Origin of the sequence: Bradyrhizobium elkanii USDA 76 (assembly GCF_023278185.1) — a bacterium.
GTDB lineage: Bacteria > Pseudomonadota > Alphaproteobacteria > Rhizobiales > Xanthobacteraceae > Bradyrhizobium > Bradyrhizobium elkanii.
This window is the reverse complement of the sequence record NZ_CP066356.1, coordinates 891,800-909,215: the sequence shown is the minus strand read 5'-3', so window position 1 is coordinate 909,215 and position 17,416 is coordinate 891,800. Positions and strand designations below refer to the sequence as shown.

Annotated in this window: 18 protein-coding genes and 1 pseudogene; 6 read left to right on the top strand and 13 right to left on the bottom strand. The window is 60.0% G+C overall.

The window, feature by feature from the left end; translation table 11 throughout:
- Nucleotides 1-12 precede the first annotated feature (12 nt).
- The 8 genes from JEY66_RS04280 to JEY66_RS04245 all read right to left on the bottom strand — a co-directional run bounded on the left by JEY66_RS04280 (nt 13) and on the right by JEY66_RS04245 (nt 10,844).
- A complete protein-coding gene (locus JEY66_RS04280) occupies nt 13-336 on the bottom strand; it encodes a DUF3240 family protein (RefSeq protein WP_016847931.1) in 324 nt (107 codons plus the stop codon).
- On the bottom strand, nt 333-3,410 hold the full coding sequence (locus JEY66_RS04275) for an efflux RND transporter permease subunit (RefSeq protein ID WP_016847930.1): 3,078 nt from the start codon (nt 3,408-3,410) through the stop codon (nt 333-335). Before JEY66_RS04275 ends, JEY66_RS04280 begins: the two co-directional genes overlap by 4 nt.
- 2 nt (nt 3,411-3,412) lie before the next feature.
- Nucleotides 3,413-4,531 carry an efflux RND transporter periplasmic adaptor subunit gene (locus tag JEY66_RS04270; RefSeq protein WP_018269021.1) on the bottom strand — a complete coding sequence of 373 codons (1,119 nt, stop codon included), beginning with the start codon at nt 4,529-4,531 and terminating at the stop codon, nt 3,413-3,415.
- A 261-nt stretch (nt 4,532-4,792) separates the two neighbouring features.
- Nucleotides 4,793-6,388: an MBL fold metallo-hydrolase RNA specificity domain-containing protein gene (locus JEY66_RS04265; protein ID WP_018269022.1), complete on the bottom strand. Its 1,596-nt coding sequence runs from the start codon at nt 6,386-6,388 to the stop codon at nt 4,793-4,795.
- Nucleotides 6,385-7,305 carry a ribose-phosphate pyrophosphokinase gene (locus tag JEY66_RS04260; protein ID WP_018269023.1) on the bottom strand — a complete coding sequence of 307 codons (921 nt, stop codon included), beginning with the start codon at nt 7,303-7,305 and terminating at the stop codon, nt 6,385-6,387. Before JEY66_RS04260 ends, JEY66_RS04265 begins: the two co-directional genes overlap by 4 nt.
- Nucleotides 7,302-8,843, bottom strand: a complete 1,542-nt coding sequence (locus JEY66_RS04255; protein WP_026191918.1) for a thymidine phosphorylase family protein — start codon at nt 8,841-8,843, stop codon at nt 7,302-7,304. The genes JEY66_RS04260 and JEY66_RS04255 overlap by 4 nt, the downstream gene beginning before the upstream one ends.
- Nucleotides 8,844-8,926: 83 nt before the next feature.
- Nucleotides 8,927-9,310, bottom strand: coding sequence for a DUF302 domain-containing protein (locus tag JEY66_RS04250; RefSeq protein WP_026191919.1), 384 nt, complete (start codon nt 9,308-9,310; stop codon nt 8,927-8,929).
- A gap of 175 nt (nt 9,311-9,485) precedes the next feature.
- Nucleotides 9,486-10,844, bottom strand: a complete 1,359-nt coding sequence (locus JEY66_RS04245; protein WP_018269025.1) for a tyrosine-type recombinase/integrase — start codon at nt 10,842-10,844, stop codon at nt 9,486-9,488.
- A 585-nt stretch (nt 10,845-11,429) separates the two neighbouring features.
- Here JEY66_RS04245 and JEY66_RS04240 point away from each other — a divergent pair.
- Complete coding sequence (locus tag JEY66_RS04240; RefSeq protein ID WP_157183401.1) at nt 11,430-11,912, top strand: hypothetical protein; 483 nt, start codon at nt 11,430-11,432, stop codon at nt 11,910-11,912.
- 536 nt (nt 11,913-12,448) lie between these two features.
- On the opposite strand, the gene JEY66_RS04235 is transcribed toward JEY66_RS04240, so the two are convergent.
- On the bottom strand, nt 12,449-12,643 hold the full coding sequence (locus tag JEY66_RS04235) for a hypothetical protein (protein ID WP_018269027.1): 195 nt from the start codon (nt 12,641-12,643) through the stop codon (nt 12,449-12,451).
- 189 nt (nt 12,644-12,832) lie between these two features.
- On the opposite strand from JEY66_RS04235, the gene JEY66_RS04230 reads away from it, so the two are divergent.
- The 3 genes from JEY66_RS04230 (at nt 12,833) to JEY66_RS04220 (ending at nt 13,912) form a co-directional block, all read left to right on the top strand.
- Nucleotides 12,833-13,048 (top strand): DUF6894 family protein, encoded by a 216-nt coding sequence (locus JEY66_RS04230; protein WP_026191920.1) that lies wholly within the window; start codon nt 12,833-12,835, stop codon nt 13,046-13,048.
- Between the two features lie 362 nt (nt 13,049-13,410).
- Nucleotides 13,411-13,677 (top strand): hypothetical protein, encoded by a 267-nt coding sequence (locus JEY66_RS04225; protein WP_016841185.1) that lies wholly within the window; start codon nt 13,411-13,413, stop codon nt 13,675-13,677.
- Nucleotides 13,670-13,912: a hypothetical protein gene (locus tag JEY66_RS04220; protein WP_075969383.1), complete on the top strand. Its 243-nt coding sequence runs from the start codon at nt 13,670-13,672 to the stop codon at nt 13,910-13,912. Before JEY66_RS04225 ends, JEY66_RS04220 begins: the two co-directional genes overlap by 8 nt.
- Here JEY66_RS04220 and JEY66_RS04215 read toward each other — a convergent pair.
- On the bottom strand, nt 13,881-14,117 hold the full coding sequence (locus JEY66_RS04215) for a DUF6894 family protein (RefSeq protein ID WP_016841186.1): 237 nt from the start codon (nt 14,115-14,117) through the stop codon (nt 13,881-13,883). The genes JEY66_RS04220 and JEY66_RS04215 overlap by 32 nt on opposite strands.
- A 479-nt stretch (nt 14,118-14,596) precedes the next feature.
- Nucleotides 14,597-14,866 carry a 30S ribosomal protein S21 gene (rpsU, locus tag JEY66_RS04210; protein ID WP_018269030.1) on the bottom strand — a complete coding sequence of 90 codons (270 nt, stop codon included), beginning with the start codon at nt 14,864-14,866 and terminating at the stop codon, nt 14,597-14,599.
- 423 nt (nt 14,867-15,289) lie between these two features.
- On the opposite strand from rpsU, the gene JEY66_RS04205 reads away from it, so the two are divergent.
- Nucleotides 15,290-15,499, top strand: a complete 210-nt coding sequence (locus tag JEY66_RS04205; RefSeq protein ID WP_026191921.1) for a cold-shock protein — start codon at nt 15,290-15,292, stop codon at nt 15,497-15,499.
- A gap of 16 nt (nt 15,500-15,515) precedes the next feature.
- On the opposite strand, the gene JEY66_RS04200 is transcribed toward JEY66_RS04205, so the two are convergent.
- A complete protein-coding gene (locus tag JEY66_RS04200) occupies nt 15,516-15,728 on the bottom strand; it encodes a hypothetical protein (RefSeq protein ID WP_157183402.1) in 213 nt (70 codons plus the stop codon).
- 166 nt (nt 15,729-15,894) lie between these two features.
- Here JEY66_RS04200 and JEY66_RS04190 point away from each other — a divergent pair.
- Nucleotides 15,895-16,118 (top strand): annotated as a pseudogene (locus JEY66_RS04190) (hypothetical protein).
- A gap of 928 nt (nt 16,119-17,046) precedes the next feature.
- On the opposite strand, the gene JEY66_RS04185 reads toward JEY66_RS04190, so the two are convergent.
- Entirely contained in the window at nt 17,047-17,277 is a 231-nt protein-coding gene (locus JEY66_RS04185; RefSeq protein WP_018269033.1) for a DUF6894 family protein, read from the bottom strand.
- Nucleotides 17,278-17,416: the final 139 nt, after the last annotated feature.

The following is a 17,416-nucleotide window of genomic DNA, read 5'->3' as shown; positions in this document are numbered from 1 at the left end:
GTCGGCGGCCCCTCATCGATTGGGGACATCGATCACGCCAAAGTCTGAGACGGGCATAATCCAGTAGACAATCCTCGACCCGGCGAAGGCGGTCTTCAGCCGTTCGATCAACTGTGCTCCCTCTTGCGCCTGAAGAATTGTCCGCACCATCAACTCGTCGGCATGCCCTTTGACCCGCTCGGCCGATGTCTGCAATCGGATATCGGGACCGTGTCCAGCGGCATCGGAGGCGGTGAAGCCGGACACGAGATCGCGTTGTTCGCTGAGAAAGTCGAACAACTCGTCCCGAAGCGAACGTGCGGCGATGAGTGTAAGGCAGACGAATTCGGCACTCATTTGGTCGCCTTCACGATACCGCCAAACCGACGATACAGGATTGGCAGAAGGATCAGCGTTAAAGCCGTCGACGAAAGCAGTCCGCCAACGACCACGATAGCCAGGGGGCGCTGGACCTCCGATCCAGGCCCGGTCGCAAACAGAAGCGGAACCAGGCCCAAGGCTGTGATGCTCGCCGTCATCAGAACTGGCCGGAGTCTGCGCTTGGCGCCGTCAATGACAATGCGTCCCTCGGGCACGCCGTGGGCACGGAGCTGGTTGAAATAGGAGACCAGCACGACGCCGTTGAGCACAGCGATGCCGAGCAGCGCGATGAACCCGACGGACGCAGGAACCGAGAGGTACTCGCGAGTGAGAACCAGCCCAAAGACGCCGCCAATGACGGCGAACGGGATATTGACCAGCACCAGCAGCGCCTGCCGGATCGACCCGAAGGTGGTGAACAGCAGCACGAAGATGAGCCCGATCGCAACCGGCACCACGATCGAGAGGCGCGCCGCGGCGCGTTGCTGATTTTCGAATTGGCCGCCCCAGGTAAGCCGGTAACCCTGGGGCAGCAGCAATTCCGCCACGACCTTCTGCTTGGCCGCCTCGACGAAGCCGACCATGTCGCGGCCACGCACATTGGCCCGCACGATGCTCATTCGGTACCCATTCTCCCGGCTGACGATGACTGGGCCGTCGACCCGATGAATTCGCGCCACCTGCGAGAGCGCGACGTGCTGGCCGTTGGCGAGCGTTAGCGGCAGGCTCGCCAGAAGCGTGGGCGCTTCACGCGTCGTTTCGCTGCCCCGAATCAAGATTGGAGTGCGGCGTCCTTCTTCCAGCACGGTGCCGATCGCGCGGCCTTCGATCTGGGTGCGCAACGAGTTGGAGATGGTGTCGACCGTCAGGCCGAGACGTCCCGCTTCCATACGATTCACGGCAACCGTGTAATATTGCGCGCCCTCGTTGAGGGTGGTGTAGACGTCTTCGGCGCCATCGATGCTGGACAGAATGCCCGACAGCTTGCTCGCAATCTCGTTGAGCTTGGAGATATCGGGTCCGAAGATCTTCACAGCGACATCGCCGCGTACACCGCTGATCATCTCCTGCACACGCATGTCGATTGGCTGAGTGAAACTGAGCGACAGGCCGGGGAAATTGGCCAGCACTTGCCGGAGCTCTTCGATCAGGGCTGATTTGTCGGCGTTCTTCCGCTCTTCTGCGGATTTCAGAACCAGGAACGTATCAGTCTGATTGGGTCCCATCGGGTCCAGCCCGAGTTCGTCTGATCCGGTTCGGGCGACGATGCCTTTGACGTCGGGCACCTTCGCGAGGATGGCGGATTGAAGCCTGGCATTGATTGCAATCATTTCGTCGAGATTGATGGATGGCAGCGCCTCGACGCTGACGATGGTGTCACCTTCATCCATGGTTGGCATGAACGTCTTGCCGAGCTGCGTGTAGGCGAAGCCTGCGGCAACCAGCGCGGCCACCGCGGCGACGATCACCTTGCGCTCATTGCTCAGCGCCCAGTTGAGAGCTGGTGCATACAAGCGTGATGCGATCCGGATCAGCCACGGCTCATGATGTGACGCGTTCTTGAGGAGAAATGAGGTCGCGACCGGAATTACGGTGAGTGCCAGAAGAAGAGAGGCGCCCAGTGCAAAAATGATCGCGAGCGCGACGGGAATGAACAACTTTCCTTCGAGCCCCTGTAGCGTCAACAGCGGCACGAACACGATCATGATGATCAGCACGCCCGACGCGACCGGCTGGAGCACCTCGCAGACCGAGCGGAATATGATATGAACGAGCGGCGCGGCCTTTCCCTGCTGTTCCTTGCTGAGATTTCCCACCACATTTTCGACGACCACGACTAGCGCATCGATCAGCATGCCGATGGCGATGGCAAGGCCCCCTAGGCTCATGAGGTTCGCCGACATACCGACGATGCGCATGACGATCAGTGCGATAACGATCGCGAGCGGGAGGCTCAAGGCGATCACCAGCGAGGCTCGCCAGTTGCCGAGGAACAGGAGCAGGAGGACGATCACCAAGACCGTTGCCTCGCCAAGCGCGCGGATGACGGTTCCGACGGCGCGGTCGACGAGCCGACTGCGATCGTAGAACACATTGATGGAAACACCTTGGGGTAGCCATGGCTTCAGCTCGTCAAGGCGAGCGCGCACATCGCTGACGAGCTGGCGGGCGTTGGCGCCGCGCAGTCCAAGGACAAGTCCCTCGACCGTCTCGCCGCGACCATCGGCCGTGACGGCCCCATAGCGTGTCAGTGATCCCACCTGGACCCTGGCAACATCCTTGACCCGGATCGGAATTCCGTCCTTCGTGTCGATAACGATCTGCCTGATGTCCTCGATCGTACGGATGCTGCCCTCGATCCGCACCAACGCGCTGTCTTCGCCCTGGTTGACGCGACCGGCGCCATCGTTGCGGCTGTTCGCATCGATCGCGCGCCGAAACAGGTCGTAGGAAATGCCGCGTGCCGCAAGTGCATCGCTGAGGGGCCCGATCTCGAACGCCCGGACATGGCCGCCCAGCGCGTTGACGTCCGCGACACCCGGAACCGTCCGCAGCGCGGGTCGGATCACCCAATCGAGCAGGCTGCGTCGCTCAGCCAGCGACAAATCCGGACTGTCGATGGTGAACATGAACATTTCGCCGAGGGGGCTCGTAATCGGGGCCAGCCCGCCGGTTACACCTTCGGGCATGTCGCGCGAGATGTTGGACAGGCGTTCGGTGACCTGGTTCCGCGCCCAATAGATGTCGGTGCCGTCCTCGAAGTCCACGGTGATGTCCGCGAGCGCGTATTTCGTGGTGGACCGAAGGATCTTTTTGTTTGGCAACCCAAGCAGCTCAAGCTCGATCGGAACGGTGATCCGCTGCTCGACCTCTTCCGGGGTGAGACCCGGCGCCTTCATGATGACCTTGACCTGGACGGGCGAGACATCCGGAAACGCGTCGATCGGCAGGCTCGGCAGCATGACTAGCCCGGCGCCGATCAACAGAAGCACGCCAAGCGAAACGAACAGCCGCTGGGAAAGCGCAAATGCGACAAGGCGCTTGAGCATGACTAACCGGCTCCGAGCTTAAGCAGGATTCCACGCAACGCGGAGATGCCGCCGGCGGCGACCTCGTCCTTGTCGGTGATCGGGCCGGAGACCACGACGTGGTCCTGGTCCTCCTCAAGGAGCTTCACCGCGACCAAACGAAAACCGCCGGGTATCGCCACGAACACAGTAGCCTGCTCGCCACGCCGGATCAGCGCGCTATAGGGAAGCTCCCAGGCGCTTTCAGTCGAGGAAGCAAAACCTATCCGCGCCTGGGCTGTCTGCCCGGGCCGCAGCTCGCCCGTATTGGGGACTTCCGCGCGGACAAGGATGGTCTGGGTCGCGGCATCGGCAGTTTCCGAGATCAGCACGACCTGGCCGGGCACTGTATAACCCTCAACCTCGACCTTCGCGCCCGGTCTGATGGCGCGGATGTTCGATGCCGGAACGGCGATCTCGATCCATAGCGGAGACAGCTGCGCGAGCTTGATAAGCGAAGCCGTTTGCTCCACCCGTTGGCCGGGCGAGACGACTATATCGACGACAGTCGCCGCCCGCGGTGCGAAGACCGAAAGGGTTGCGTTGATCGCGGCCTCGCTGGTCAGCTTCGAGATTGCATCATCCGAGAGGCCACTGAGCCGCAGCATCTGCCGCCGCTCCGCTAGCAGAATGCTGGCCTGCCGGGCTTCGGTCTGGCTGGCCTCAAGAACTCGTTGTGCGACAGCATTTGTCTGGAAAAGCTGGGTGTTCCGGTTGAGTTGCTGGGTGGCCAGAATGTCCTGCGCGACTGCCTGCATGTAATCGCGTTGCTGCGACACGAAACTTGGGCTCTCCATGACAACGAGCGGTTGGCCCGCGCTCACCCGGTCTCCTCGCGCGACTGAAAGGCCGGTCACCATGCCGGCTACAGGACTACTCACGACCCACAATTGCGGTGTGGGAATCACGATCTGCGCGGGATAGGGCAGCGTCTTGTCGGTCGGGCTCGCAACCGGATGAACGACGCGAACACCGAGACTCGTTGCCTGTTCGGGGGTGAGCTTTATGGCGTCCTCGGCCATCGCGAAGGACGGCAGGCCGATTAACGCCAATGCGAGTATGATTCGAGCTCGGCTCGACCACGACGTCAAACGCGGGCCCATGCGACAAGATTCTGTCATTAGTCTCTCCACGCAGCCAGCGCGCAAGGCCTCCGCGAAGCGGAGACTCAGCACGCACTGCACCGGCAGGGCGGAGACATACTACTCTCCGGCTTACGGGAGGCTGTTGATCTATGTCAGCTATTTGTCAGGTGGCCATTGGGTCGACCGGCATGGTGGCCAGAGCAGGTATCGCGGGCGTCAAAGTGACGATCGCGTAGAGGGGCATGGATCTCAGCCGACATGTGTTTGCAGGTGCGCGCTTCACACCTGTTCGAGAGCTCTTCGCAATCTCCGTATGATCACGCCACGCGCCCGGTCGTCCGCCGCTGCCTCGATCTGCTCGTTGATATCGAGAAGTAGCCTGGACATATCGTTGTGCCAGTCGAGATTGACGACGGCATCGGGAGCCAGCCGGCGCCGGCGCACGACGTCGAGAGGCGTCGGTGCGGCCGTGGAAAGCTCATAAATGTCATCGAGTACCGGATTGAAGATGCTTGCCGTCGGGATTGTTCGCTCGGCTATTCGTTCGACAAGACCTTTGAGTGCGGGCTCCTCGCCGTGGGTGATGAACACGCCACGATGAATCGGTCGCCGCGAGGCAATCCAGCGAGCCAGTTCGGGGCCGTCGGCATGGCCGGAATATTCATCGAGATACCTTATTCGCGCAGCGACCTTGACTTCGTCGCCCTGTATCCGGACGGCCTTGGCGCCATCGTGCAGGAATCGTCCAAGCGTACCCTGCGCCTGGAAGCCGACCAGCAGCACGGTAGCTTCACGCCGCCACAGCCAGCGCTTCAAATGATGCCGGATGCGACCGGCCTCGCACATCCCGCTAGCCGCGATGATGATGTGAAAGCCGGATAGCCTGGCTATCGATTTGCTCTCGTCGACGGTCTCGGTGAATCGCAATTGCGGCGAAGCCAGGAGCCGATCGACGTCGACCTCCGCGTCGAAACTGGCCGCGTGTTTGCGGAACACCTCAGTCGCGCGGATCGCCAGTGGAGAGTCGAGAAAGATCGGCGCGGTCGGTATCTCTCCCCGTTCCATCAGGTAGACAAGGTCGACGATCAGCTCTTGCGTTCGCTCAACGGCAAAGGCCGGAATAAGCAACGCGCCCTTGGCGGCCGCGGCGTCGCGCACCTCCTGTGCCAGGTGTGCGCGCCTGAGTGAAGCGGTTGTCGCTGGGCGGTCACCGTCGCCATAGGTGGACTCTGAAATGACATAGTCGAAACCGGCCGGAGCCTCCGGGTCCGGCTCCAGTAACTTGGCGTCCGGTCCGAGATCGCCGGATGCGAGTACGCGCAACGGCATTCCGCCCGCACCCTGGCCGGCAAATTCAATCTCGATCGAGGCAGAGCCAAGCAGGTGGCCGGCGTTCCAGTAACGGGCGCGGACGCCTGGCATCGCTTCGAACCATGTCCGGTATTCGACCGGCCGAAAGGCATCGAGCGTGGCAATTGCGTCGGCCTGTGTGTAAATGGGCTTGACCTCATCACGACCGCGAGCGGTATTTCTCCGATTTAGCGCGGCCACCTCCGCCTCTTGTATGTTTCCCGCATCGGGAAGCATGTAGGAACACAGGTCGATCGTGCCGCGTGTTGCCATAATGGGGCCCGAAAAGCCCTCGCGTCTGAGCTTTGGCAATAGGCCGCTGTGGTCGATATGCGCGTGCGTCAGCAACACTGCGCCGATCTCCTCCGCAGGAAATGGAAACGGGGCGTAGTTCAATCCCTTCAGCGTTTTCGGCCCCTGAAACAGGCCGCAATCGACCAGGAGGCGCCCTGTGGGCGTGTCGAAAAGGTAGCAGGAACCGGTGACGGTGCGGGCTGCGCCGCAAAACTGGACGGTGATGCTCACACTCTATTCTCCGCGATCGATGTGCCGACCACCTCTCGCCGCAATGCGTCGGCGAGAATGTGATCCATGGCGATGGCGTTGGTCGGATGGGGCACGCTGTTGGTGGACCGTAACGAGCGGATGCCGGCGCGATTGAACTCGTTCAACAGCTCCGGCGGGAACAGCGCGTGAATCACCACGGCATCGATTGAGCTGACGCCGGATGATGCAAGCGCCTCAGCGCAGCCGATGAGCGTGCCGCCCGAGGAGACGATATCGTCAACGAGGACCACTGGACGCTGCAGAAGCGGTGCGGGATCGGAGAAGACGATCTGCACAGAACGATCGCCGCGACGGATCTTTTCGCCCACGGCAAAGGCCAGCCCGAGCCGGCCGGCGAGATCGCTCACCCAGGGCCGGGATTCTGTGTCGGGACCGACGACGAGAGTGGTGGGGTCTAGCGTATCAGCGCGAAGCATCGATTCGATCACCGAGGCCGCGGTGAGATTGTCGGTCTCAATTCCGGGAAATACGTGGTTCAAGGTCGCGGTGCGGTGCAGATGCGCTTCCACGGTAATCACACGGTCGACGGTCTTCGCGAAGAGATCACCAATGGCGCGCTGGCTGATGGCTTCGCCGGCGTAGAACGCAGCGTCCTGACGCATGTAGCCGAGATACGGCGCAACCAGCACCAGCCGTCGGGCTCCTCCACGCCGTAATGCTTCCGCCGCGAACAACAGCGCAATCAGCTTCTCGTTCGGATCATTGAGCGAACAGCAAATGATGGTCGTCGGTGCGGCCGGCCCGACGGTAACGCGCAGCTCTCCGTCGGGAAATCGGTGCAAGACAATCTCATGCCCGGGGACGCCAAGCCGCTCGGCGAGCTGTCGGCCAATGGCGACGGAGGTCGGCATCCACTGGATCGCGGCGCAGGTCATGCTCTGACCCCGCCAGGCGAGTCGTGACCGTCGATCAAATAGCCGGGGTCGTTCTGAGCCATGGCGACCGCAAGCTCAAACTGGGACGGTTCAAACGCGTGAACGCGGTAAAGTGGCTCGCCTTGATCGACACGGTCGCCGATCTTCCTGAACAGCTTGATTCCGGCCCCCTTGTCCAGCGGCGCGCCAGCCGTACGCGCCACCCGGTTGAGGCGAAGGCAATCGATGGTGGATACAACGCCATCGACCGCCGCGGGAATGTCGGCTGTCAGGGTGCCCACTTCGGCTCGATACGGCGTGGGCCCCTGGGCTTCGATGATCTTCTGCATCTGTCGAAGTGCGGCACCGCTTTCCAGCAGTTCGCGTGCGCGGGCGTAGCCAGCGCCGCCCCGCAGCGCCGGGTCACGTTCCAGAAGATGGGCAGCAAGCCTCAACGACTTTTCGAGCAGATCGCGCGGCGCGAGAGGTTCGTTGGCAAGCACCGCCATGACATCCTGGGCCTCAAGCGCCGGGCCTATGCCGCACCCTATCGGCTGCCGGCCGTCGGTCGTCACTACCTCCGTTTCAATGCCGAAATGATCGCCGACGAACTCGAACAGCTTGCGCAGCCGCATTGCTTCCGACGCGCTGGTGAGCTTTGCATTGGGTCCAATCGGCAGATCGATGAGAAGATGGGTCGAGCCTGCTGCGAGCTTCTTAGACAGGATGGAGGCAACCATTTGCTCATGAGCGTCGAGCGAGAGCGGCCGTTCGACACCGATCAGAATATCGTCGGCCGGCGACAGGTTGACGTGACCTCCCCAAACGAGGCAGCCATTACAAGCCGCAACGACCTCCTTCATCGCCTCCACACTGAGATCAACTCGCGCCAGCACCTCCATCGTATCGGCCGTTCCGGCAGGCGAAGTGATCGCGCGGGATGAGGTCTTTGGGATGGTCAGGCCATGCGCTGCCACGATCGGCACTACGATCATGGAGGTGCGATTGCCGGGAATACCGCCGATGCAATGCTTGTCGACAATGACGTTCGCATTCCATTTGAGCTGTGTGCCGGCTTTGGACATGGCCCTGGTGAGTGCAAGCAATTCTCCTGATGTCATGAAGCCAGCCGAACTGACCAGGAACGCGGCGATCTCCATGTCCGAATAACGAAAGTGCGTGAGGTCTTCGACGATTGCGTCGATATCGGAAGCCCCAAGCGTCCGTCCCTGGATCTTTGCGCGCACGGCGTCCAGGCTCGCCGGGGACGGTGCGGGCGTGACCGAGACATAAGTGCCGACCGGTTCTGCAAAACGGTGGAAAGCAGGCTCCGCCAGCCCGAGCTCGTTTGGTCCCACCAGGCTATCGTCGTCGGTCAGCAGCAGGGTCGCCAGCAACACTTTCGAGTTGCTGCGCAACTCGACCCTGCTGAAGCCACGAAACACTTCCGGGCGCAGGGCAGTCGAGCGCCGCGAAATCACGGCTACGTTTTCGCGCCCGGTGTCGAGATTGATCCGGCGTGATTTAAGCTCGTGGCGGGTCGGCTTTATCTCGATCATATGCGGCAGGATACCGGTACCGCCGTGGGTCATATTGACCCAAATCATGTCCCTTGCCGGTAGGGCGAACGCGCGAGCCGGACTTAGGTCGCCTGAACGGCCGCCTTGAGGTCCTCCCGAACTTTGACGGCGATGGCTTCAAGCGCTGGATTTTGAATCGCCTGCATTGACGCGACCGGGTCCACAGCAGCGACTTCAGTCTTGCCGTCAACTTCCTGAACAATGACGTTGCATGGAAGCATCGTTCCAATCTTGTCTTCGGCCTGGAGCGCCTGATAGGCCATCTTTGGATTGCAGGCGCCGAGGATCACGTAAGGATGAAAGTCGATCCCGATTTTGTCCTTCAGCACGGATTGAACGTCGACCCTCGTCAATATACCGAAGCCGCGTGACTTCAGTGCATCGACTGTCCTCTCCACTGCCTCGGAAAGGGGAACGTTTAGGGATTTCGAGAAGTAATAGGACATGTCTGTTACTCCCATTGCGCGGTCCAAGTCAGCTCGAACAATTAAATCCGATCTCGCGTTCGGGATTGATTTGCGTCAACCTGCGAGCCCGGCTGTTGGCTCTTACCGTCAGTTGACGATGAACTCCATCGTTGCGTGATTGAAGTTCGATAAGACGTTTGGCACAACACCTCACCTAGGCAGCCAGGTTAAACTTTTCTTCGATGGCGTCCTGCTGACCAGCTGAAGCCCTCTTCAGGAAGCGGGCCAGCGCGGCTTTTCGTGAGTCGCGATCCAGCGCATAGGCGGTTTGCTTGAACTCAATGCCGTCAAGAAGCCCCTGAATGTAGCTGGAGATGGTGTCCGCAGCCATGATGAGCGCTGTGTCGAGCGTATGGATGTATTTGCTCGTCACCGAACCCTTGGCATGGCCCATGAGCGCCGCGATGGTTACTTCGGTGAAGCCAAGGTCGTTGGCGATGCTCGCGAAGCTGTGACGGAGGACGTGGGGAGTAACATCGGAAAGCGGGGAGTCTTCGAAGATGTGCTTCCAATGGTTCGGGAAGCTGCCAAACGCGTTGTCGCCCCCCTGCCCCGGAAAGACGTACGTGCCAACTTGGTCGGTGCGCCGCCGCTCGAGATATTCGACGACAGGCAACCCGATGGGACGGATGGAATCACCCTCCTTGCTGTCCTCCAACCGCAAGCAGCTCGCCTCGGTGTCGGCCTCCGCCCATTTCAAGCCAATCATTTCGCTGCGCCGGCAGCCGGTCAGCGCAAGCTGGCGAACGATGTCCACGATGGTGCTGTATTTCTCCTGCTTGGCGGCATCGCGGAGCATCCGACCCAATATTCGGTACTCCGCCTCCGAGAGCCGACGCTTTCGCACATTGTCCTTTGGCTTGCGGACACCATGCGCCGAGTTGCTCTCAATGATGCCGGCTTCGACGGCGTAGGTGAGAATGCCGCCAAGGAGACCAACGGTGCGCGTGGCCGTTCCAGCGCCGCCTCGGACGATGGCCTTTCCGCGCAGCTTCTTGGTCTTGACCGAAACGCGCGTTTTTCCGGCCATGATGTCCTTGAGGACCTTGTTGATATCGGACTTGGTAAGATCCTTCACCCGCCGGGTCCCTATGAGCGGAATGATGTGCCGATGGATACGGCCCGTGTCGGTGACGATCGTAGAGGCCTTCTTCGGTCGCCCGCCTTTCCCGAGGATGAGGCCGGCCTGCAGATCGGCAAAGTATCGGCCACACAGCTCCTTCACGGTAATCGCCTTGTGATCAAGCCGGCGATCTTCGGCGGGATCATCGCCCCCAGCAACCCGGCCGAGTTGCACCTTTGCCTCTCGGCGTGCAGTCTCCAGCGTCCAGGCTCCGTGAAGCCCAATTGTGTAGCGACGTGAGCGACCTCCTATTCGATACTGAATGACGTAGCTGCGCTTGCCGGAACTGAACACCCGGACCCCGAAGCCGGAAAGTTCATCGTCCCAGATGACGTAATCCTTCTCTTGGGCTTCCGCTGCTTCGACAACCCTTTTGGTGATCTTGACCATGACGTTCCTTTGTTCCGGGCACGGTCTCTCGCGTAAGCGGTGCGTAAGCACGCGGGAGAAAGTCAGTGCGTAGTCGCGGATAGGAACGTCGCTTCTGTTGTTGAGAATATCCAGTCGTCTCAGCTGGATAGCGTAGCGTGGCGTGCCCTATCGCATTCTTCGGATGGGCACGTTATCTTGCTCCGAAGGCAAAGGTCACATGTTCGAATCGTGTCGGGTGCGCCATTTATTTCTTATTCTACAGCGCGATATGCGCCCGCGGCTGGAGCTCCCGGTCCGTCCGGCTCGGGCGAGTAAGCAATCGGGACGAAATTCGTCAGCTCCGCTGAGCGGTCCAATACCCCGAGCAACGCGCCCTCCTGTGACCGGAATCGCTCGAGACCGGACCTGAGCCAGACGCACATTTGTCCGGAAGGGCCACCGAGGTGTCAGTCGGCTTGCAAATTTTGCAGGCCGAATGACACTCCCGACCACCAAACCGAACAACGGGTCCGTAACCAGGGTTGGTGGGCAGCAAGCCGGAACTATCTCCGCCGTAGGCGGTAACGAGATCAGGAACGGAATGCCTAGGCACGACTTGGATTCATGAGATCGTCGCTCGCCGTCAACTACACGGCGCATGTCGCGGATAGCCAAACGCTCCTACAACTAGACCCGCTGTTCGCAAATACAAGCGCTCGCGCAGATAGCAAAAAGTTCCGGTCTCCGGATCCATTGATTGAGCAGCCGTGCTCGCCGGCGAAAAGCCAGCGGGAGGGGCAGGCGCTTTTCTCTGTGCCGAAAGGAGACTTCGCTATGCCCCACCGCATTGACATAGACCACAAGCACAGCCGAGCCATTCTTAAAGTCGTTGGCCAGCAACTGCGCGCGTCGTTGAAGCTTGAGCTGGAACAACCGGAAAGTCTCAGAGCGCAAATCGAACGGCTTCGGGCATTGGAGGAGCCTCACCAAATCCTTCCCGTTGACGAGCGTGAAGAAGCAGTGACGCAAAATAGACATCATGGCATCGAGTCGAATTCAGCCGGCACCCTACCTGCTCGAAAGAACACAGTCGGCTGGTCGTCGTAGTCGCCCGTCTCGGTATCCGAGCTTGTCGAGAACCTGTACACGGACGCTATATGGCTAGCTTGATGGTGCAAAGGGCGTTCTGCTCTGCGGCGGGCTGCGCACGCAGACTGTCACTCGTGTCGTGAACGCTGCTGGAGAGGGATTGCGACAGTTGGCTACTTCCACTGCTTATCGGATAAAGTCCTCGACAATGGGCCGCTTTGCGAAGCGCGATGTGGCAGGCCCCGTCACCGCCGGTCAGCGCGACAGCTACCCCCACGAAACACTCCTCCGCAGTGTGCAATTCGCGAAGAATAGCGATGGCCCGCTTGTCGCTCATTCGCGGCAGCAACATCACGGTATTAGCACCTGACATTTCGAGCACTGAAAGCTGCTGGTCTCCGGATCAATGCAGGCGAACCCGGCCGGCACATGGTCGGCGCGTGTAGCAATGTCCCCCCTCACATAGGCGTAGCCATCCGCCTGTGAGAGCCGCGACACGTCCAGCCTCCCACAACGTGGACACTCAAGGTCTACGGTCCATTCGTCGCGCGTGGTCATTCGCGGCTTTTGGGGACAGAACCACGCAACCCCAGCTCATCGGCCTGGCCAGAATCAATGAATTCCTGGGCCTGCGCCTTGGTGGCGAAGGTGATGAGTCCATTGCCGACTACACCACCCTCGAGGAGTTCGGCCACTGCGTAGTTGCCGCCAATGGAGGGGCAAGTCGTCCAGCCGATGCGGTTTTTCATTCGTCGAGTATGCGCCGTGGCCGGTCAACATACCAGCCCCAACCTCACCACCATCCGAACTGACCCATCGTCCAAGATTGAGGAATGCTTGGAAGTCGGCTAGCTTGGCAACCATCACCGATCCGACCTGGGCATTTTCCGGTGACAGAGAGACGCTACAGCGCTCCCGCCTTATTCGGGAGCACTTGCATGCGTAGGTACTTTTTCGATCAGCGCGAAGGTGACGAGATGATCCCCGACGAACAGGGGATCGATCTCGTTTCGTTGGTGGCCATGCAGCACGAAGCAACCTTGGCGCTGGCACACTTGGCCAAGGATGAAGTTCGACGCTGCACTATCGATGCTCCTGAAGATGGACCGGTCTTACGGGCGACGTTCACCTTCGAGATTAGACGTTTCCAGTGAGGCCCTATATCCGCCTCTCGCTCGGTGCGAGGGGCATAGAGCTATCACAGTAATCAAAAGCAGGAGAAACAGTGGGGCGACCACCGGCGGCACAATAAAGTCGACCTAGGCGAAGCTATGAAAATGGACGCTCGTCGTCTTTGGCGGGAGCAAACTTAACTCTCAGTGACCGATGGATGCCGACGAATTGGCGGTTATGGGACGTCATGACGCGTCCTCCGGCGGAACAACGAACGCTTGAGGCGTTCCGCGCCGCGACATCGGACGGTGAGAAAGCGGTAGCTAATGCGGCCGAAAGAGCGCATGGTTGCTTATGGGCGAGCCGACAGCGGCGCCCGAGCATTGGCAAAAGGCGGGCGTACATGAAAACTCGCTCGCGACGGGAAGTCGTCACCTTCAAGCATTTGTTTCAGATCAGAGGCATCGATCACCCTCTCCCTGCCGGACGCTACGAGGTCATCACTGACGAGGAGATGATCGAAGGACTTTCCTTCGCGTCTTATCGCCGCGTTGCGACCATGATGATCGTGCCGGCAGCCTCGCACGGCGCCAGGATGGAGATGTTTTCCATTGGCCCGGTCGATCTGGCGGACGCCCAACGGATCGACGCGAGCATGCCAGATGAGTGACGAACCGCTCGATCTCGACAAGCATCGCGGGATGGCGGCGCAGAAGGCGACGGAAATCCGCCGCGCAATGACGGATGTCGAAGGCCGTGCGCGGGAGCTGCGCGAACGGCAAAGCGTGCTGGAAAGCAGACTAATGTCGGTCGCCGCGACCTCTTGGCCGGAAGCCGCCGCCAAAGCGAGCAACGCCGCCAGCTGCAGCGCCGTTACTGCTTCGTCTCGCTTCTGTCGAAAATGAGGGCGGCTTGGAATACGCGTCCAACAACGGTTCTCACCTCAACCGAGAGGTCCGGTCGATCGTCCAGAGTGGCGAGGTCACGCGCTAGGCCCGCCAGCGATTCGGCTGCCTCGACTTCAGCTTCACGCTGCGTTGCAAACTCCATCCCTTCCTCATCGGGATAAATACCGTTGTCGTCTCTGATGTCGAAGTAGTAGCGGATCATCCGCGTTTCCTTTCGCCGGCAACAGATGGTATGCGGATTTCGCTCCTCGTTATTGACACGGTCAGACGTCTTCTCCCTCGCAATGCCTTTTCAATGGATCTGGCGCGCTGGTTGGAGTCCTGGACGCTTAGCAGTCATTTGACGGGTCCCACAGAGAGCATGGCGAATAGAGCGTCATCCCCCTCGATTTGTGCCGTTTCTCGGCTGGTCGCGTACCCGGAGGCCAGCTCAACGTTTGCTTCGGAAACGTGCCATTTCCAGCGCGTGGGCGCTTGAGGCGTCACGGTGACCTCTAGCAAGCGAGGGGTGAAATAGGTTTTCATTTCCTCAATAAGCGCCCTAACCCATCCGATTCCCAGACATATCCAGCTGCCACAATCCAACTGAACGAATTGAAGGTCATCCGGCTTCGATAAGTCTCACGTGCCATTCTGACCGGTCGTTTTACCTCAGCGGAGTCAACCCGGCCGATATCCTTGCTAGGTGACGGTGACCTGCGGCAAAGGCGGCTTGCGCTCTGGAAGCTTTTTCTTCGGAGGCGCCGGCAGCAATCCTTCGCGGATCGCCTGCTTCCGAGCGAGCTTGCGGGCCCGACGAATGGCCTCCGATCTTTCTCGCGTCTTTCTTTCCGAAGGCTTCTCATAGGCGCGGCGTTGCTTCATCTCCCGGAAGACGCCTTCGCGCTGCATCTTTTTCTTCAGGACTCGAAGTGCCTGGTCGATATTGTTGTCGCGAACAAGGACGTGCATCAAAACTCCTCGGTGGCTGCGAACTGGAACAGTCCTGCACGCAGCCTTCGCGCAGGGGTCGTCCACGAATATGAGGATGAGAGTGACGGCGTAATTCTTCGCCGGCCTCGAACAAGCCGGCCCGCTCGCCATGCCGATACGGTTGGTAGAATGACCGGATCACTACCGCACGGCCGTGTCAATCGATTAGGCTTCCCTTGGCGGGCCCGTTCGAAGCTCTCGATCAGCAGCCGAGGCCCCGAACTGAAACCAATCAGCCCTCTCCCTTGTAAGTCCTGCACTTAGTGTGTATATGGACACTATTCGATTAGCCGCTGTGCCTTGTTGAACGCGCCCGCGGGCTCCTTTTCCAAAGACATCGACGAAGTTGAAATTATCGCGTGACTGTCACGCGGTACGCGCTCGTGCGCTTTGGAGATCAAGATGACGACAGGTACTGTTAAGTGGTTCAATAGCCAAAAGGGCTTCGGGTTTATCCAGCCGGAAGACGGCAGCAGCGATGTGTTCGTTCACATCAGCGCGGTCGAACGAGCCGGTCTTTCGGGTCTCGCCGAGGGCCAAAAGGTCCACTACGAGGTCAAGACCGACAAGATGCGGGGCAAGGTCAGCGCCGAGAGCCTCTCGCTGGCGTGAGCTTCGTCGTGTCGTTTCACGGATGTACTGAAACGACCATGCTGCCCGCTCGATCTCCGGATTGAGCGGGTTTTGCCTGTTGAGCGGTGGTGAACATGAGCGTCAGGAAGCCGGCAGAATTATCACCGGAAAGCATCGCGCGTGCCAACCGAAAGCGATTGGCCGCTGAAGAAGGAGCGCGCGCGATGGTGGATGTCGGAAGGCAGGCCATCGAGGTTCGCAAAAACATGGCGCGACTTCGAGAGCTCCGCGAGACCAGGGACGCCGCCGCTGCAACGCGTCTGGCACAATTGCCGGCGCTTCCGCCAAAGAAGCGCACCAGGAAGTTGCCGCGATAGTCAAGTTCGGCAGCGGTCGATGATTGTGTCGAGGACCAAGCCTGGCCAAGCCGGGGCATGCAGATCGTGCGTAGAGCCAAGTCACTCGGCGACGGAACAATAACGTTCTCACTTGCGCTCGGCGCAACTCGACAGACGTGCCGGCTCACAACGACGTTTCAAACGGACAAGCAAGCCCTTAGTTACCTTAAAAGTACCGGACAGAACTGGAGCAGATGGCGCGGGCGCGCCTTGCCTTGGGGCAGCTTGAAGACGGGATCGTCGTGCTCTCGATGCTCTAGCTTTGGCCGGGACCACGATGCCACGCTATTTGCTCCCAGCGTCTTGCCTGAAAGGTCGTTCCTAACGAAGCCAAATGTGGCACCATACCTCCGAGTTTGTACCACCCAGCGGAACGGCCGTCATCTGGCGCCCGCTCGGCGGTGGGCCGGTTCCAGTTTAGGGTCGCCTCGGTTGGCGAGCCTCTCGTCGCTCTCTTCCAGAGAGCCGCGTAAGCTTCAAGCGGCTCAGCAGACGCTTTGGCATCTCCTCCCAATCACGGCCGAAAAGCGACTATTCGATCCTCATCCAATGCACCCCTCATTGCGCCCGGCCAGGCTGGTCCTCATGTTTCACAGACCCAACACGTGTCATCGCAGCGGATGCAGTGAGCCATCATGACGACCCGGCGGGCACACGGAATGATTGCCAATCCGAATAACTATAAGGGCTCGACCATTGGCGCACCAATCTAGAGCAATGAACGCAGTGAAACTGCCCGCTTCGATTGTCGTGATCTTGTGAGGCGTTATATGTGGCGCCACAGCTCTGGCAGGAAAAAAATACCGAGATTTGAGGCAAACTGATCATTTGACCGTGCGTGGGGCGAAAGCGCGATCGGCGTTCTCATCACCGATAGAAGCCACGGGCAGAGCGGTGATGTACAAAGCATACGCCGAACCGGCTGGCAGCGATAGGCCCACAATTGAAACACATGAAGTGGAACATGCGGTCCGAACTCCCGGTCAAACGCAAGACCTGCGAAGGTAAGAGCAAAGTCACGGACAACAACTGAGGGGTTTGAGCAAAGCAACGTCGCCCGTTTGAAAATCTTACAGGCGGCGCGGCCTTGCAACCGAGAGGGAACCAACAAAATCCCGGATATTGATCCGTCCGGCTGGGACGAGAAAAGGTTCAGCCCTTTTCGAACTGGCCGCGATTGAGGCAGCCTTACTGCTTCAATCCGTGGAACACGAAGGCGGCCTGAAACAGCAGCCCCTTGCCTGTTCGAACTTCGATTGTCACGTCATGGTCGTCGCCAGAGCGCCCCGCGTCTCGCGCGATGTCGGCCATTGTGTGTGCTGCCTCCATCTTGGCGTCTCGCAGATCATTCAAATCCAGGCCCTCTTCGTCAGGGTAGAGATGTCCATCGTCTCGGATGTCGAAGAAATAACGGATCATGGTTGGCTCTCCCGTTCCGTTAGAGGCGGGAGCGCATCGCGTCGCTCAGCCACCAGCGCCCAAAGACTTCGTGCCGGTGATGTCCCTACAACGAAACTCTCGCGGGTTCGTTTCTAGCAACCGATTGCTCGAACTCCCG

Bases quoted from the DNA above. Each gene is read 5' to 3' on its own strand.
- JEY66_RS04240 (WP_157183401.1), top strand. From the start codon at position 11,430: ATGAGATCGTCGCTCGCCGTCAACTACACGGCGCATGTCGCGGATAGC.
- JEY66_RS04250 (WP_026191919.1), bottom strand. From the start codon at position 9,310: ATGTCCTATTACTTCTCGAAATCCCTAAACGTTCCCCTTTCCGAGGCA.
- JEY66_RS04255 (WP_026191918.1), bottom strand. From the start codon at position 8,843: ATGATCGAGATAAAGCCGACCCGCCACGAGCTTAAATCACGCCGGATC.
- JEY66_RS04185 (WP_018269033.1), bottom strand. From the start codon at position 17,277: ATGATCCGTTATTTCTTCGACATCCGAGACGATGGACATCTCTACCCT.
- JEY66_RS04200 (WP_157183402.1), bottom strand. From the start codon at position 15,728: ATGTTTTTGCGAACCTCGATGGCCTGCCTTCCGACATCCACCATCGCG.
- JEY66_RS04215 (WP_016841186.1), bottom strand. From the start codon at position 14,117: ATGATCCGCTACTACTTCGACATCAGAGACGACAACGGTATTTATCCC.
- JEY66_RS04205 (WP_026191921.1), top strand. From the start codon at position 15,290: ATGACGACAGGTACTGTTAAGTGGTTCAATAGCCAAAAGGGCTTCGGG.
- JEY66_RS04275 (WP_016847930.1), bottom strand. From the start codon at position 3,410: ATGCTCAAGCGCCTTGTCGCATTTGCGCTTTCCCAGCGGCTGTTCGTT.
- JEY66_RS04270 (WP_018269021.1), bottom strand. From the start codon at position 4,531: ATGGGCCCGCGTTTGACGTCGTGGTCGAGCCGAGCTCGAATCATACTC.
- rpsU (WP_018269030.1), bottom strand. From the start codon at position 14,866: ATGCACGTCCTTGTTCGCGACAACAATATCGACCAGGCACTTCGAGTC.
- JEY66_RS04280 (WP_016847931.1), bottom strand. From the start codon at position 336: ATGAGTGCCGAATTCGTCTGCCTTACACTCATCGCCGCACGTTCGCTT.
- JEY66_RS04230 (WP_026191920.1), top strand. From the start codon at position 12,833: ATGCGTAGGTACTTTTTCGATCAGCGCGAAGGTGACGAGATGATCCCC.
- JEY66_RS04225 (WP_016841185.1), top strand. From the start codon at position 13,411: ATGAAAACTCGCTCGCGACGGGAAGTCGTCACCTTCAAGCATTTGTTT.
- JEY66_RS04245 (WP_018269025.1), bottom strand. From the start codon at position 10,844: ATGGTCAAGATCACCAAAAGGGTTGTCGAAGCAGCGGAAGCCCAAGAG.
- JEY66_RS04235 (WP_018269027.1), bottom strand. From the start codon at position 12,643: ATGAAAAACCGCATCGGCTGGACGACTTGCCCCTCCATTGGCGGCAAC.
- JEY66_RS04220 (WP_075969383.1), top strand. From the start codon at position 13,670: ATGAGTGACGAACCGCTCGATCTCGACAAGCATCGCGGGATGGCGGCG.
- JEY66_RS04260 (WP_018269023.1), bottom strand. From the start codon at position 7,305: ATGACCTGCGCCGCGATCCAGTGGATGCCGACCTCCGTCGCCATTGGC.